The organism is Enterobacter cloacae complex sp. 372C4, from assembly GCF_050030615.1.
Lineage (GTDB): Bacteria > Pseudomonadota > Gammaproteobacteria > Enterobacterales > Enterobacteriaceae > Enterobacter > Enterobacter intestinihominis.
This window is the reverse complement of record NZ_JBLGUQ010000001.1, coordinates 2,370,956-2,387,236: the sequence shown is the minus strand read 5'-3', so window position 1 is coordinate 2,387,236 and position 16,281 is coordinate 2,370,956. Positions and strand designations below refer to the sequence as shown.

At 50.5% G+C, this 16,281-nt stretch carries 8 protein-coding genes, 1 tRNA gene and 3 rRNA genes; 3 read left to right on the top strand and 9 right to left on the bottom strand.

The annotated features are described in order from the left end of the window. Positions 1–18: 18 nt before the first annotated feature. Complete coding sequence (locus tag ACQG11_RS11455) at positions 19–357, top strand: 5-fold beta-flower protein (protein ID WP_046092746.1); 339 nt, start codon at positions 19–21, stop codon at positions 355–357. Between the two features lie 184 nt (positions 358–541). Here ACQG11_RS11455 and ACQG11_RS11450 read toward each other — a convergent pair whose 3' ends face one another. From ACQG11_RS11450 to ACQG11_RS11425, 6 genes are all read right to left on the bottom strand, one after another. Further along, positions 542–1,519, bottom strand: a complete 978-nt coding sequence (locus ACQG11_RS11450; protein WP_021544648.1) for a 5'-nucleotidase — start codon at positions 1,517–1,519, stop codon at positions 542–544. A gap of 56 nt (positions 1,520–1,575) precedes the next feature. Beyond that, complete coding sequence (locus ACQG11_RS11445; protein ID WP_023892861.1) at positions 1,576–2,553, bottom strand: hypothetical protein; 978 nt, start codon at positions 2,551–2,553, stop codon at positions 1,576–1,578. Between the two features lie 824 nt (positions 2,554–3,377). Continuing rightward, a 5S ribosomal RNA gene (gene rrf, locus ACQG11_RS11440) occupies positions 3,378–3,493 on the bottom strand. A 69-nt stretch (positions 3,494–3,562) separates the two neighbouring features. Continuing rightward, positions 3,563–6,467, bottom strand: a 23S ribosomal RNA gene (locus ACQG11_RS11435). Positions 6,468–6,659: 192 nt separating this feature from the next. Further along, positions 6,660–6,735: transfer RNA gene (locus ACQG11_RS11430), tRNA-Glu, on the bottom strand. An 84-nt stretch (positions 6,736–6,819) separates the two neighbouring features. Continuing rightward, a 16S ribosomal RNA gene (locus ACQG11_RS11425) occupies positions 6,820–8,361 on the bottom strand. Together the 16S, 23S and 5S rRNA genes with 1 tRNA gene alongside form the textbook arrangement of a ribosomal RNA operon. A 482-nt stretch (positions 8,362–8,843) precedes the next feature. On the opposite strand from ACQG11_RS11425, the gene ACQG11_RS11420 reads away from it, so the two are divergent. Then, entirely contained in the window at positions 8,844–9,797 is a 954-nt protein-coding gene (locus ACQG11_RS11420; protein ID WP_320680351.1) for a nickel/cobalt transporter, read from the top strand. 32 nt (positions 9,798–9,829) lie between these two features. Here ACQG11_RS11420 and proP read toward each other — a convergent pair whose 3' ends face one another. Beyond that, positions 9,830–11,332, bottom strand: coding sequence for a glycine betaine/L-proline transporter ProP (proP, locus tag ACQG11_RS11415; protein WP_022646793.1), 1,503 nt, complete (start codon positions 11,330–11,332; stop codon positions 9,830–9,832). Positions 11,333–11,978: 646 nt separating this feature from the next. Here proP and kdgT point away from each other — a divergent pair. Next, a complete protein-coding gene (kdgT, locus tag ACQG11_RS11410) occupies positions 11,979–12,971 on the top strand; it encodes a 2-keto-3-deoxygluconate transporter (RefSeq protein ID WP_022646792.1) in 993 nt (330 codons plus the stop codon). Between the two features lie 33 nt (positions 12,972–13,004). Here kdgT and ACQG11_RS11405 read toward each other — a convergent pair whose 3' ends face one another. Together ACQG11_RS11405 and crfC are read right to left on the bottom strand one after the other, a co-directional pair. Further along, on the bottom strand, positions 13,005–13,883 hold the full coding sequence (locus ACQG11_RS11405) for a diguanylate cyclase regulator RdcB family protein (RefSeq protein ID WP_022646791.1): 879 nt from the start codon (positions 13,881–13,883) through the stop codon (positions 13,005–13,007). Beyond that, a complete protein-coding gene (gene crfC, locus ACQG11_RS11400; RefSeq protein ID WP_157506553.1) occupies positions 13,880–16,234 on the bottom strand; it encodes a clamp-binding protein CrfC in 2,355 nt (784 codons plus the stop codon). Before crfC ends, ACQG11_RS11405 begins: the two co-directional genes overlap by 4 nt. Positions 16,235–16,281: the final 47 nt, after the last annotated feature.

The window sequence follows — 16,281 nt, the reverse complement described above, 5'->3', positions numbered from 1 at the left end:
TATCACAGGAGAATACTTATGAGCGTAACTATAAAAGACGATCGACTCAGGACTATCGCGACCTTTGATGGCAAGACCTTGAAAGATGATCGACTGAGGACCATCGCGACGTTTGATGGTAAAGCCCTAAAAGACGACCGACTCCGCACCATCGCTACCTTTGACGGTAAAAGCCTGAAAGACGACCGACTCCGCACCATCGCAACATTTGATGGGAAGACCCTGAAAGACGATCGACTCCGCACCATCGCAACATTTGATGGTAAAACACTTAAAGACGACCGACTCAGAACCATCGCGACAGTTAATGGTAATGTCAGTATTGTTGTTTTGGCGTTTGCTGCTAGGCTATTTTGAGGTTTAACATTTATGATATTGTCTTTTTATTTTTACATCAAAAAAAATACCGAAGCCCATAGTTTATTTAAACGATAGATTTTATTGCAAGACTATCTTCGGCAGATAACTGTCATCTGAGAAAAATTCGTGACCATGATGATAGTTCCGCCCCGACTCATCGGGGCAATGACATTGACATAAATTAAGCTGGCTTGATTGACAATATTTGCTGATATAATGGTGAGCGAGAAGCATAAGGTACTCGGCCTGAAGGGACATATACTGATGCTGGCTCAAGGTGGACATCTTGATCATCAAAAAATATATGAGGATTGAAAGCTTTAAGTATTTTTGTTTTCTCGACCCCACCTAGAAAGAATGCCTCATCAACATTTATCCCCCAAGCTCTTAATGTTTTTATAACTCGTAGCTCGGATGGGCTATTTCTTGCTGTAACAAGAGCAATTCTTATCGGTGAATAATCAACTCTTGCAGGTAATCGGTCTTGTAATCTCGCTATTTTTTTTAGCAGCATTGCATAAGGACCTTCCGCCAAAGGTTCATTTTGCTTGGCATTTTCTTGTGCATGGAAACTGTTAATTCCTTTCGTTTTATAGACAATCTCACTCGACTCATCGAATAAGACAGCATCACCATCAAAGGCAATTCTTACCTGATCTTGCGGATATTTTATAGATTCTTTTGGCGGTTCCTTTAAAATAGCAACTGCACAGGCATTAGAGTCGATAACGCGCTGTGCATCATCAATACTGGTTGTAAGAAAGAGATCCACATTGAAAGCCTCGAGATAGTCAACCACCGTTTCACCACCTGTGAATACTGACCTTGTTATATCTACTCCTTTTTTTCTTATATTGTTCAGTATCATAAGTCCTGTATCAGGACTATTTCTTGACATAACCACTACTTCAACAAGAGGAGATTTATCAGCTTCTTTTTTATACTTATTTAGCCCCAGCAAAGCCTCTACCAAGGGAAATCCAGTTCCAGGAAGCAACTCATCATTCTCATGCAAAAGCATGTAGTCTCTGTATTGCTCAATTGCTTTTTCTGGATTGCTGGAACAGAATTCCTTAAAAAGATTATCTGATTCCTGCATATTGAAAAGTGCTGTTGAGCTAATACCAATGACCAGAGTATTAGTCAAATCATAAGCCATAACTATCTCCTAAGACCTTTATTAGTTAACGTTTACAATTGATTAAGAGAAAAAACCTATTCATATTCAATACCCCATTCATTTATTTTAAGTTTTTTATTTAACGAGAATTGGTTTATCAAATCAATATATTCTTTAAAGTCTGGATTCAATTCAATAAGACGATTAATAGTTTGCCAATCTAAACTTATTTTTTCTTTTGCTTGAAGAAGAATCTGACTTTCAGACGGATTATGTACATCGAGGAGGATAACGCCAATACCATGTGCCGCATTCAGAACAGTTAACTCATCAATACAGTTATTCTCAATGCTTGCAGCTACAAGATAACCATAGTGAGACCATGATGAGTTAGAAACGGTCTGAAAGTATGCCTCTCTAACGTTCGAAATAACTAAAGATTTTTTTACTTCAAAAGACCAAAGAAAAGCACGTTTACCACCAAGAATTGAAACCGCATCCTTAGTCAAGGACGACCAATTATGACCAATATCCTGGACCCCTATAACATCTGGATGTACCCACTTATTACTCTTGAAGGCTCCCTTTTTGGATTTCTTTTCATCTACACGACGAACAAGCACGTTTAATGAACTCGAAGCATACTCGCTTAGAAGAGGATATAATTCATGCTCAGAATAAAATTCGCCATGGGGATCAGAAACGTCAGCATCATCCGTGACAAAGATATCTTTATTTAATTGTATGCCCTTTGCCTCATCATCTGACCAAAGATACTTTCTAGGTTTTCCTGCCGTCACATTAATATGAGCATTTCTCTTAACCAGCGAAGGTCTTTGGGCGCCTATCTCTGCCGCTACCTGGGAGATTAGGTCTTCAACACTCGAAAGATGTTCTGATGAAGCAAGTTTCTTTTCTGCGTATTCAGGAAAGCTTTCGCAAACTTTGATTGCCAACTGCCTGGCGGTAAACGGAACATTAGGGCTTGCCTTAAGTACGAACAAAGTCATACCAATCAATGTTTTAATTTTATGACTAACAAGAAAATCTGAGTCAGCTTTTATTTTGTTCACACCCTATCCTTTTGTGCTTCAACGAGACCAAGAGCCTGGAACAACAGAACTCTTCTTTATTCTCTCCAACTATATCAAAATTGCTCCACGTAGTAGTAACCTTAGTTACTGTAATTGCTTTAAGTGAGGTTTACCGTGACTATCTCGAACTTTCAATATGTTCACGATCTAGCCCATGTCATGAAACATCAAGAGCTTTCGAAGAAAACAAACTTATCTTAGTAAACCTTAACCTGAGGACGTCAGATGTTGCAGCTCATAACAACCAGAATCAGCCCAGATATCTCTGAAGAGCTAATTGCTTTAGCTTGCTCATTATGAAGTACTCTCACCTAATGCAATATAGTTGTTAGAACTGGGATACGAAGATGGGCCATCTTAAACCAAGGCAATTTGATGGTAGGATTATGGTAGTTTCGAAACACCGTATTTAAGCATTGCTTACATCATATTGCAGCAAACTTAAACATTTTCTCAAGGCAAACCAGTAAAAAACTGTTAGTGCTGATAGAGCATTTGGTCTTTTTTGAAGGGATTGAAAATCCCCGTGTCCTTGGTTCGATTCCGAGTCCGGGCACCACTATTTAAAGAACCCAGCCTATGGCTGGGTTTTTGCTTTTCTGCGCTTATTAAAACCTTACCTTAAATTTATTCCTGTATCTCTTCCCGATGAGGTCGCGCAGCCAGCATTGCCCGGGGGCGCTGCGCTTACCGGGCCTACAAAACCCGCAGGCCAGATAAGGCGAAGCCGCCATCCGGCATGTTTTTCCGCGCACAAAGCAAAAAACCCCGCACCTTCCGGTACGGGGTTCTTTCTGATTGATGCCTGGCAGTTCCCTACTCTCACATGGGGAGACCCCACACTACCATCGGCGCTACGGCGTTTCACTTCTGAGTTCGGCATGGGGTCAGGTGGGACCACCGCGCTAAAGCCGCCAGGCAAATTCTGTTAATCTGTATCAGGCTGAAAATCGTGTCTGTCTCTTCGCCGAAACAGCTTCGGCGTTGTAAGGTTAAGCCTCACGGTTCATTAGTATCGGTTAGCTCAACGCATCGCTGCGCTTACACACCCGACCTATCAACGTCGTAGTCTTCAACGTTCCTTCAGGAGACTTAAAGTCTCAGGGAGAACTCATCTCGGGGCAAGTTTCGTGCTTAGATGCTTTCAGCACTTATCTCTTCCGCATTTAGCTACCGGGCAGTGCCATTGGCATGACAACCCGAACACCAGTGATGCGTCCACTCCGGTCCTCTCGTACTAGGAGCAGCCCCCCTCAATTCTCCAGCGCCCACGGCAGATAGGGACCGAACTGTCTCACGACGTTCTAAACCCAGCTCGCGTACCACTTTAAATGGCGAACAGCCATACCCTTGGGACCTACTTCAGCCCCAGGATGTGATGAGCCGACATCGAGGTGCCAAACACCGCCGTCGATATGAACTCTTGGGCGGTATCAGCCTGTTATCCCCGGAGTACCTTTTATCCGTTGAGCGATGGCCCTTCCATTCAGAACCACCGGATCACTATGACCTGCTTTCGCACCTGCTCGCGCCGTCACGCTCGCAGTCAAGCTGGCTTATGCCATTGCACTAACCTCCTGATGTCCGACCAGGATTAGCCAACCTTCGTGCTCCTCCGTTACTCTTTGGGAGGAGACCGCCCCAGTCAAACTACCCACCAGACACTGTCCGCAACCCGGATTACGGGTCTACGTTAGAACACCAGCCATTAAAGGGTGGTATTTCAAGGTTGGCTCCACGCAGACTGGCGTCCACGCTTCAAAGCCTCCCACCTATCCTACACATCAAGGACCAGTGTTCAGTGTCAAGCTATAGTAAAGGTTCACGGGGTCTTTCCGTCTTGCCGCGGGTACACTGCATCTTCACAGCGAGTTCAATTTCACTGAGTCTCGGGTGGAGACAGCCTGGCCATCATTACGCCATTCGTGCAGGTCGGAACTTACCCGACAAGGAATTTCGCTACCTTAGGACCGTTATAGTTACGGCCGCCGTTTACCGGGGCTTCGATCAAGAGCTTCGCGTTGCCGCTAACCCCATCAATTAACCTTCCGGCACCGGGCAGGCGTCACACCGTATACGTCCACTTTCGTGTTTGCACAGTGCTGTGTTTTTAATAAACAGTTGCAGCCAGCTGGTATCTTCGACTGATTTCAGCTCCGTCCGCAGGGACTTCACCTACATATCAGCGTGCCTTCTCCCGAAGTTACGGCACCATTTTGCCTAGTTCCTTCACCCGAGTTCTCTCAAGCGCCTTGGTATTCTCTACCTGACCACCTGTGTCGGTTTGGGGTACGATTTCGTGTTACCTGATGCTTAGAGGCTTTTCCTGGAAGCAGGGCATTTATCACTTCAGCACCGTAGTGCCTCGTCATCACACCTCAGCGTTAACAAGGTACCGGATTTACCTGGAACCTCCGCCTACATGCTTAAACCGGGACAACCGTCGCCCGGCTGACATAGCCTTCTCCGTCCCCCCTTCGCAGTAACACCAAGTACAGGAATATTAACCTGTTTCCCATCGACTACGCCTTTCGGCCTCGCCTTAGGGGTCGACTCACCCTGCCCCGATTAACGTTGGACAGGAACCCTTGGTCTTCCGGCGAGCGGGCTTTTCACCCGCTTTATCGTTACTTATGTCAGCATTCGCACTTCTGATACCTCCAGCACCCCTCACAGGACACCTTCAACGGCTTACAGAACGCTCCCCTACCCAACAACACATAGTGTCGCTGCCGCAGCTTCGGTGCATGGTTTAGCCCCGTTACATCTTCCGCGCAGGCCGACTCGACCAGTGAGCTATTACGCTTTCTTTAAATGATGGCTGCTTCTAAGCCAACATCCTGGCTGTCTGTGCCTTCCCACATCGTTTCCCACTTAACCATGACTTTGGGACCTTAGCTGGCGGTCTGGGTTGTTTCCCTCTTCACGACGGACGTTAGCACCCGCCGTGTGTCTCCCGTGATAACATTCTTCGGTATTCGTAGTTTGCATCGGGTTGGTAAGCCGGGATGGCCCCCTAGCCGAAACAGTGCTCTACCCCCGAAGATGAGTTCACGAGGCGCTACCTAAATAGCTTTCGGGGAGAACCAGCTATCTCCCGGTTTGATTGGCCTTTCACCCCCAGCCACAGGTCATCCGCTAATTTTTCAACATTAGTCGGTTCGGTCCTCCAGTTAGTGTTACCCAACCTTCAACCTGCCCATGGCTAGATCACCGGGTTTCGGGTCTATACCCTGCAACTTAACGCCCAGTTAAGACTCGGTTTCCCTTCGGCTCCCCTATACGGTTAACCTTGCTACAGAATATAAGTCGCTGACCCATTATACAAAAGGTACGCAGTCACCCCATAAAGAGGCTCCCACTGCTTGTACGTACACGGTTTCAGGTTCTTTTTCACTCCCCTCGCCGGGGTTCTTTTCGCCTTTCCCTCACGGTACTGGTTCACTATCGGTCAGTCAGGAGTATTTAGCCTTGGAGGATGGTCCCCCCATATTCAGACAGGATACCACGTGTCCCGCCCTACTCTTCGAGTTCACAGCAAGTGTGCTTTCGTGTACGGGACTATCACCCTGTACCGTCGGACTTTCCAGACCGTTCCACTAACACACAAGCTGATTCAGACTCCGGGCTGCTCCCCGTTCGCTCGCCGCTACTGGGGGAATCTCGGTTGATTTCTTTTCCTCGGGGTACTTAGATGTTTCAGTTCCCCCGGTTCGCCTCGTTAACCTATGTATTCAGTTAACGATAGTGCAACGGATTGCACTGGGTTTCCCCATTCGGACATCGCCGGGTCAAAGGTTCATATCACCTCGCCGGCGCTTTTCGCAGATTAGCACGTCCTTCATCGCCTCTGACTGCCAGGGCATCCACCGTGTACGCTTAGTCGCTTAACCTCACAACCCGAAGATGTTTCTTTCGATTCACCATCGACTTGCGAAAATTTGAGAGACTCGAACACACATGAGCTGTGTGTCGTTTCAATTTTCAGCTTGATCCAGATTTTTAAAGAGCAAATATCTCAAACATGACTCGCAAGTCAGTTTTGAGATATGACGGCAGGTGACTTTCACTCACGAACCAGCAAGTGGCGTCCCCTAGGGGATTCGAACCCCTGTTACCGCCGTGAAAGGGCGGTGTCCTGGGCCTCTAGACGAAGGGGACGTACAGTCTCAATCGCAAGACGCCTTGCTATTTACTTTTCATCAGACAATCTGTGTGGACACTACAAAGGCAGGTTCTTTAAGGTAAGGAGGTGATCCAACCGCAGGTTCCCCTACGGTTACCTTGTTACGACTTCACCCCAGTCATGAATCACAAAGTGGTAAGCGCCCTCCCGAAGGTTAAGCTACCTACTTCTTTTGCAACCCACTCCCATGGTGTGACGGGCGGTGTGTACAAGGCCCGGGAACGTATTCACCGTGGCATTCTGATCCACGATTACTAGCGATTCCGACTTCATGGAGTCGAGTTGCAGACTCCAATCCGGACTACGACGCACTTTATGAGGTCCGCTTGCTCTCGCGAGGTCGCTTCTCTTTGTATGCGCCATTGTAGCACGTGTGTAGCCCTACTCGTAAGGGCCATGATGACTTGACGTCATCCCCACCTTCCTCCAGTTTATCACTGGCAGTCTCCTTTGAGTTCCCGGCCTAACCGCTGGCAACAAAGGATAAGGGTTGCGCTCGTTGCGGGACTTAACCCAACATTTCACAACACGAGCTGACGACAGCCATGCAGCACCTGTCTCAGAGTTCCCGAAGGCACCAAAGCATCTCTGCTAAGTTCTCTGGATGTCAAGAGTAGGTAAGGTTCTTCGCGTTGCATCGAATTAAACCACATGCTCCACCGCTTGTGCGGGCCCCCGTCAATTCATTTGAGTTTTAACCTTGCGGCCGTACTCCCCAGGCGGTCGACTTAACGCGTTAGCTCCGGAAGCCACGCCTCAAGGGCACAACCTCCAAGTCGACATCGTTTACGGCGTGGACTACCAGGGTATCTAATCCTGTTTGCTCCCCACGCTTTCGCACCTGAGCGTCAGTCTTTGTCCAGGGGGCCGCCTTCGCCACCGGTATTCCTCCAGATCTCTACGCATTTCACCGCTACACCTGGAATTCTACCCCCCTCTACAAGACTCTAGCCTGCCAGTTTCGAATGCAGTTCCCAGGTTGAGCCCGGGGATTTCACATCCGACTTGACAGACCGCCTGCGTGCGCTTTACGCCCAGTAATTCCGATTAACGCTTGCACCCTCCGTATTACCGCGGCTGCTGGCACGGAGTTAGCCGGTGCTTCTTCTGCGGGTAACGTCAATCGACAGGGTTATTAACCCTGTCGCCTTCCTCCCCGCTGAAAGTACTTTACAACCCGAAGGCCTTCTTCATACACGCGGCATGGCTGCATCAGGCTTGCGCCCATTGTGCAATATTCCCCACTGCTGCCTCCCGTAGGAGTCTGGACCGTGTCTCAGTTCCAGTGTGGCTGGTCATCCTCTCAGACCAGCTAGGGATCGTCGCCTAGGTGAGCCGTTACCCCACCTACTAGCTAATCCCATCTGGGCACATCCGATGGCAAGAGGCCCGAAGGTCCCCCTCTTTGGTCTTGCGACGTTATGCGGTATTAGCTACCGTTTCCAGTAGTTATCCCCCTCCATCAGGCAGTTTCCCAGACATTACTCACCCGTCCGCCACTCGTCAGCGAAGCAGCAAGCTGCTTCCTGTTACCGTTCGACTTGCATGTGTTAGGCCTGCCGCCAGCGTTCAATCTGAGCCATGATCAAACTCTTCAATTTAAGTTTGATGCTCGTGAATTAAACTTCGTAATGAATTACGTATGTTCACTCAGAGACTTGGTATTCATTTTTCGTCCGAGGACGTTAAGAATCCATGTCACTTTGAGTGCCCACACAGATTGTCTGATAAATTGTTAAAGAGCAGTTGCGACGCGCTTCAGCGCTCTGTCGCGAGGTGGCGTATATTACGCTTTCCTCTTTCAGAGTCAACCCGTTATTTCAGGGTTTTTTCTCTTCAACCGACCGGGTTGTCTGTGAAGTGATTCACATCCGCCGTGTCGATGGAGGCGCATTATAGGGAGTTCCCGAGCGACCGCAACAGAAAAGTTGCAAAAAAATGACTGACTGCTGTATTCCCCAGCAAAACCCCGCCTTATACCCTTTTACGCACAGAGTTATCCACAATCCATTGACGATCCCGGTGCGATCCCGCTAATTGAACACTATACTAGCGGCAAATATTCCTCTCGCAGACCAACCTGATGACGACACAACGACTTCAACGTGACTGGCGTATCCCAACCGCCGGGCTCGCCGTGCTGGTGTTACTTATGGCAGGTTTCGCACTGCATACGCACTGGAATGCTTTTATTCAGTGGTGCCTCGCCGCTCAGATCACCCTGCACCGTTATCTGGTGATGTATTTACTGCAACTTAATAATCATCAGTACAGCGGTGGGCTGTGGTTGTTAACCGGTGCGTTTCTTTATGGTGTACTCCATGCCGTTGGACCAGGACACGGCAAATTTATCGTCGCCACGTATCTCAGCACCAATAAAGAGAGCCAGCTCGCGGCGCGCGTCGTACCGTTTATCGGTAGCCTGATGCAGGGCGTCAGCGCGATCCTCTTTGTCTTTATCCTGGCGATTGGATTGAACCTCGCGGCAGGGGATATCAGTACCAGCCGTTGGTACGTCGAGAAAATCAGCGCCTTACTGATTGCCGCCTTCGGTGCGTTTATCATTTATCAGGCGCTCAGCAGCCTGCGTCCGCGCAAAATGGCGATTAGCGCCATCAAGCCGCATCATCAGCATAATGAACACTGTGGCTGCGGCCATCACGGCGTAGGGGTGGATCTGGCTAAAAGCGACTGGAAAACCCGTCTGGGCGTGGTGCTGGCCATTGGCGCACGCCCGTGCAGCGGAGCAATTATGATCCTGATGTTCTCGAATGCGCTCGGCATTATTAGCTGGGGAATTGCTGCTGTGATGACAATGTCGCTGGGCACGGCGCTGTCGATTATGGGGCTGTCGCTGGCAGTACGTTACGCGCGTGAACGCACAGTAGCCTGGTTTAGTGGCGGCACTTCCCTGAACTGGGTAATGCCGATGGTCAAAATAGCCGGAGGAGTTGTTCTGATACTGTTCGCAACTATCCTCTTCCTGACGGTGATCCCCGTCAGCGCCAGCGGCGACTATATCGCCGCAGGATGCTAATAAAAGAAAACCCGCCAGCGGCGGGTTTTTTATCACTCGTTAATTCGCGGATGCTGGTCAACCAGGCGAGAACGTTTTTTCTGAAGCTCTTCAATCTCTGCGTCAATATCTTCAATCTTCTGCTCTACGTTATCGTAGTGCTCGCGCAGGATCTCCTTCGCTTCCTGAATATCGGACGCCGCAGGCGTTGCCCCTTTCAGTGGACGGTTCGCCGTCTCCTTCATAGTAATACCGGTAATCAGGCCAATCACCGCAATAACCATCAGATAGTAAGCAGGCATCATCAGGTTCTGCGTGCTCTCCACCAGTGAAGCAGCAAGCGTCGGCGTCAGGCCCGCAATCAGAACGGAGATATTAAAGGCTGCCGCCAGCGCACTGTAGCGAATATGCGTCGGGAACATTGCCGGTAGCGTAGAAGCCATCACCCCGATAAAGCAGTTGAGGATCACCGCCAGCATCAGCAGACCGGCGAAAATCAGCCCCAGCACATTGCTGTTAATCAGAATAAAGGCCGGGATTGCCAGCGCGAACAGTGCGACGCTACCGAGAATAATGAATGGCTTACGGCCAAAGCGGTCGCTCAGCAGACCCATAATCGGCTGCACAAACAGCATGCCTACCATGATGGCGATAATAATCAGCACACCGTGGTCTTCCGAGTAGTGCAGGTTATGCGACAGATAGCTCGGCATGTATGTCAGCAGCATGTAATAGGTCACGTTGGTGGAAATCACCAGACCGATACAGGTCAGCAGGCTGCGCCAGTGTTTGGTCGCAATCTCCTTGAACGACACTTTCGGGCCATCCTGCAACCCTTCACGGTCGCCCTGCTCCAGCTTTTCAACGTGCTGCTGGAACGCAGGCGTCTCTTCCAGGGCGTGACGCAGGTAAAGACCGATGATGCCAAGCGGCAGCGCCAGGAAGAACGGAATACGCCAGCCCCAGTCGAGGAAGTTCTCTTCACCCACTACGGTTGAAATCAGAACCACAACTCCCGCGCCCATGACAAACCCGGCAATCGAACCAAAGTCGAGCCAGCTGCCCATAAAGCCGCGTTTTCGATCCGGAGAATACTCGGCGACAAAAATCGATGCACCGGTATATTCGCCGCCAACGGAGAAGCCCTGCGCCATCTTACAGATCAACAGCAGGATCGGTGCCCATATACCAATGGTCGCATAGGACGGAATAAGGCCGATACAGAATGTACTTATCGACATGATGACAATAGTAATAGCCAGGATCTTCTGGCGACCATATTTATCACCCAGCATGCCGAAGAACAGGCCACCGAGAGGGCGAATAAGGAAGGGAACAGAGAACGTACCCAGCGCGGCAATCATCTGCAAGCTGGGATCGGCACCGGGGAAGAACACTTTACCAAGCGCATAGGCAACAAAGCCGTAGACACCAAAATCGAACCACTCCATCGCATTACCGAGCGAGGCCGCCGTAATCGCTTTGCGCAGTTTCGCATCATCAATAATGGTGACATCGCGCAGCGTGATGGGTTTTACTTTTTTCCTTCTAAGCATAGCTTTCCTCGTAGACTCAGCCCCGTCCGTTTCACAGCGCATTTGCAAGCTGTGAACCAGAGATCCGCTCCATGCGAATCTCCTTATTCAAGCGTAGCAGGTTTACTTACATTGACGTTTTACCTCAATACAACCGAACCTGTTGACGCCTGTCTGGGCAGTTAAAGACCTTTTTACCCTACCAGCGTTTATATATGTGATCAACTTCACATATATTTTTCCGGTTCGTAAGTTGGCTTCAGGTTTTGTCAATTCACGATAAATAAGGTCATTCTCACCCCCTTTATCAAGCACATCTTAACACCCGTTATTATTCCTCTTAAAACAAAAAACAATCACATTTCTTCACATCGAATTTACACAAAATTTAATTATTAACAGCGGGCATTCCTGTTTACATTCAATATGTGACGCAGATAACTAAAACAGTGTTTTATTTTCATTGAATCGCAATTCCAAAGATCGCATGATAAACCCGAACACAATATCCCAGCGGCTTTCAAATGAAGGAATGCTAAGCACCTGAATTTCGCTTTACAGCATAAGTAACGAATCGATTGGTCTTCAAAAAAGGCAATCATTTGAATTTGTTGATCTATTTTTTGAGATTTCCGCCAGCCACGCGGGCGAGATGTGAGGGTTAATGATGAAGATTAAAGCAACAATAGAACGCATCCCGGGCGGGATGATGCTGGTCCCGCTGGTACTTGGCGCGATATTAAATACGCTGGCCCCGAATACCGGTGCTTATTTTGGCGGTTTTACAAAAGGTATGATCACCGGAACGGTGCCGATTCTGGCAGTCTGGTTCTTTTGCATCGGCGCATCTATTAATTTACGTGCAACTGGTACGGTATTACGTAAATCAGGGACGCTGGTCATTACTAAAATTGCGGTCGCCTGGGTCGTTGCCATGATCTGCGCGATGTTCATTCCGGAGAATGGCATACAGACCGGATTCTTCGCCGGATTATCCGTTCTGGCCATTGTTTCAGCAATGGATATGACCAACGGCGGTCTCTATGCCAGCCTGATGAATCAATATGGCACCAAAGAAGAATCAGGCGCGTTCGTGCTGATGTCCCTGGAGTCGGGTCCGCTAATGACCATGCTGATTCTGGGTTCCGCCGGCCTTGCCTCCTTTGAACCCCACCATTTTGTCGGGGCGATCCTGCCGTTCCTGATTGGTTTTGCGCTAGGCAACCTCGATCACGATCTGCGCGATTTCTTCAGCAAAGCCACCCCGGTACTGATCCCGTTCTTCGGCTTCGCGTTGGGCAATACCATCAATCTGAACGTGATTCTGGAAACCGGCCTGCTGGGTATTGTGCTGGGTGTTGCCGTCATCGTCATCACGGGTATTCCGCTAATTATTGCAGACCGCGTCATCGGGGGCGGTAACGGAACCGCAGGTGTGGCCGCCTCGTCGGCCGCAGGCGCTGCGGTAGCTAACCCGGTGATTATCGCCCAGATTAACCCGGCCTTTGAACCGGTGGCGGCTTCCGCCACGGCCCTGGTTGCCGCCAGCGTGATTGTGACGGCGATTCTGGTCCCGATCATCACGGCGCTGTACGCCAGACGTTTTGGACAGGTTCCGGAGACCCAGGCAGAGCCGAAAGCGGTAGAAATGCACCACTAAGCTGTTCGCCCCCTCCTTAAAAAGAGGGGGCAATCACGCACTAAATATCTCTTCCACCATGCCATCCACCAGCCGTTTTGCCGAACAGAGTCTCGGCATACCCAGCGCGACCGTTTGCCAGCTCTGCGTCACTGACCAGCTCACCGGATGTTTATCCGCCTGACACCAGTCCCCCAGCCAGCCAAGCATATCTTTATAATCCATCAGACCAGGAGAAGCGGGCGTCGTCAGCCACTGATGGTAAAAATGCCGGGTGGTGGGAGAAGCGTTAATCCCCTGTGCCAGATAGTTTGCGGCCATGCTGCGCAGGTTATCTTTCAGCATGGCCGCCACATCACTATTCGCCAGACGACAGGCATCGCCAAACGCGCCCCAGCGCAACTCTTCCAGCACGATAAAGCAGCGGCCAGCCAGCGACCAGCCGTCATACTGCCCGGCTCGCCAGCGGGTAAAAATTTGCTCGCTGTGCTCACCCGCCTGAACCGTAAGGCCGCGCTGCGCGAGTGCTTTCTCTTTATAGGCGGCACGCTGGTTGAAATGTGCGGAGAGCGCCTCGTACTGTTGCAACAATCCGGAAGGTTGAGGGAGGCGTGGATTAACCTGCTGGCGCAGGGCTACCAGCTTGTCGGACATGCGGGTCAGCGCCAGGTGTCCGGGGTCGAGCATACCGGCCAGTTTCTCCGCCAGACCCAGCCGCAGTGCTGCATTTTCGTTGAGCATTCCCGCCATTGCCCATGGCCGCAACCGGGTCTGCGTAACGATCTCCTGCGTCAAACGCTCACGAAATTGCAGTTGCTGTGGCCCCAGGAGGGTGTGACGAGCAGCATCCGCCCCCTGGACCAAATCGACCATAAATTTTGGATGAATACACTCCAGCGTCCGCCCGGGACCGTCCAGTAGCTGTGTTGTCATGGTTGCTCTGCCGCGAATAAGGTTTGAATATCATCGCGTAACAGTCGGGTATCTTCCTGAATCCACGCCGCTGTGGTCATACTTTGCTTCAACAACTGGCTAAGCGCCCGGGTTGAATGCTCATTCTGCTGCCGCACGGCAAGGCTATCACGCAAGCTTTCCTGTAACCCGGTCAGGCACAACGAAAACTCTGCAAAGAACGTTGCCATACCTGCCGTAACAGAGACATCGACCTGCGCGGCCAAAGCTTTACGTATTTGATCGCAAAACTGATCGGTATGCTGCGTAAATTTGCCATGAAGCTGAGCGATATCGATGACATATCGGGTGCGCGTCTCCACATACGCTTCCCAGCCCCAGCCGGGATGATTGAGCCAGCGCGAGACGGTATTACGTACGCTGCCCGCCCCTGCAGGCTGACTGGCGGGAGGGGTGTCCTGCACAATGGCATCATTAAATAAGCCGCGCGTATTGAAGTTAAGCTGGTTTGCCTGAAACGCCGGAAAGCTAATCCGCGCCCGAAAGCCGGCATGACTGAGCTGTTCCTTAATTTGCATCTCGATGGGGCGCATCGCCTCATTCAACGATCGGGCGAGCGTAGACTCCAGCTGATCGAAGCGTAACGCCAGCTCCCGGCTAATTCTGCTCTGCGCATTCAGCAAAATCTGCTCGCATGACGATCGGATCTTGCTCAGGACAATCTGTGCCTGCCCTTCATCGTCAAGCACCAGCTGCTGGTTCTCATCCGTGTCGTCTGTACGCATGCTGGATGGCTCGCGCCCGGCTAAATCAAGAATTAACGGGCGGCTAAACATGTCGTCCAGCGCCTGGTGAAGTTCGCCTTTCTGACTAAGCAGAAATGCATCCGCTGCGTTGAGCGCCTCTTCAACTTCATGCTGGACCTCATCGCTCACTACGCTCTGCCGCTGACGCAGCATCGCCATGTCCTCTTCCAGGCGCTTAATATTCCGCTCCAGCTCATCAAAGGCGACCGTCAGTCCCTGATGGCGAAAATCCAGGTATTCTCTGGCATTTTGCGCATAGTTCAGCAGCTTATGCGATGCCGACCGCAGGGCGAACAGCGAGGCGTTGGCGTAAGCCGCGTAAATCAGCTTGCGGATGGGCTGTTCGAACAGCGAATCCTCCCACAGCAGATCCGCCGCATGGCGAATATGGTCACTATCGTCGAGATCGGCCGTACGCCAGCGGCGGCCCAGCGCGGCCTCGGCAAAATCCTGCACCCAACGCTGATCCTGATGATCGGGAAGCCGCCCATGGGTGTTCATCTCATAGCGGGCGCGGTTTGCCAGGTAGGCCCACATGGAAGAGACCGGATAAATTTGTCCCGGAGAAATATTCCCTTTCATCAGCGTGCCGGAAATCATCGCCCGTACCTGCTCTTCATCGTCGCTGTTACGATCTTTCTGATCGAATTTATTGACCAGGGCGTAAAGCGGCACGGATTTCCCCGCCGCCGAAATTGCCTGACGAACCTCGGCGTCGGAAATGGATTTAAGCTGGGTATAGTCCATCACCGCCAGCACGGCGGAGGCGCGCGCCAGCTGCTCGCTGAGCATTTTTTGCAGGTGCGGCTGACCGGCCTCGTTCGGCCCCGGCGTGTCGAGCAGCGTCAGTTGACCAAGATGCGCATCCAGACCGGCGAGGTGCACAAATTCCACCTCAATCACCGGAATATGTTCAATCGCGGCATACTCAGAAAAAGGAAACTCCACACCCAGCGCCTGCGAAAGCCGCACCAGATCGTTCAGGCTTTTCAGACAATGAAAGATGGGCTCCGCGCCCAGGTGATGTTTTCCGAACGCCTCACCTCTTTCGATGCGCTCCAGCAGCGTATTCATGTCCTTGTCGATTTCCAGACGCCGCGCCAGCTTGCCGCGATCTTTATCGCACAATTTCGTCTGCAACTGGGAAATCAGGGTATCAATGGGCGCAACGTGCAAAAAATGCAGCACCGGCTCCTTCTGGCCCGGCGTATGGCGGATCAGCGTGGGCAGCGCCGTCATCGGACGATTGCGGTTCGGCAGCACTTCCGTGCCCACAATCGCATTAATGGTGGTCGATTTTCCCGCTTTCATGGTACCCACAATCGCCAGCACCATTTCGAGGCGGGTTATTTTGCGTAATTCGTTATTCAGCAACGCCTGCTGAGCGTCGACACCCCGCGCGCTAAAATGTAATGGCAAAACGTTGTTATTAACGCCGCTCATGGCAGCGGCTGTGCTATCCAGCTTTGCAATCGGCATTGATTTTAATGAATCAAGATTGTTCAGAGCCAGCTGTAACAAACGTTCGGCTTCCTGGCTTAATTCAAATATGGTCTGTGTGTGCATGATAAAAGCCTTCCCTTAACGCAAATTTATTACTTTTATTAAGCCAC

Coding starts and splice junctions, on each gene's coding strand:
- ACQG11_RS11455 (WP_046092746.1), top strand. CDS start 19: ATGAGCGTAACTATAAAAGACGATCGACTCAGGACTATCGCGACCTTT.
- ACQG11_RS11450 (WP_021544648.1), bottom strand. CDS start 1,519: ATGGCTTATGATTTGACTAATACTCTGGTCATTGGTATTAGCTCAACA.
- ACQG11_RS11420 (WP_320680351.1), top strand. CDS start 8,844: ATGACGACACAACGACTTCAACGTGACTGGCGTATCCCAACCGCCGGG.
- proP (WP_022646793.1), bottom strand. CDS start 11,332: ATGCTTAGAAGGAAAAAAGTAAAACCCATCACGCTGCGCGATGTCACC.
- kdgT (WP_022646792.1), top strand. CDS start 11,979: ATGAAGATTAAAGCAACAATAGAACGCATCCCGGGCGGGATGATGCTG.
- ACQG11_RS11405 (WP_022646791.1), bottom strand. CDS start 13,883: ATGACAACACAGCTACTGGACGGTCCCGGGCGGACGCTGGAGTGTATT.
- crfC (WP_157506553.1), bottom strand. CDS start 16,234: ATGCACACACAGACCATATTTGAATTAAGCCAGGAAGCCGAACGTTTG.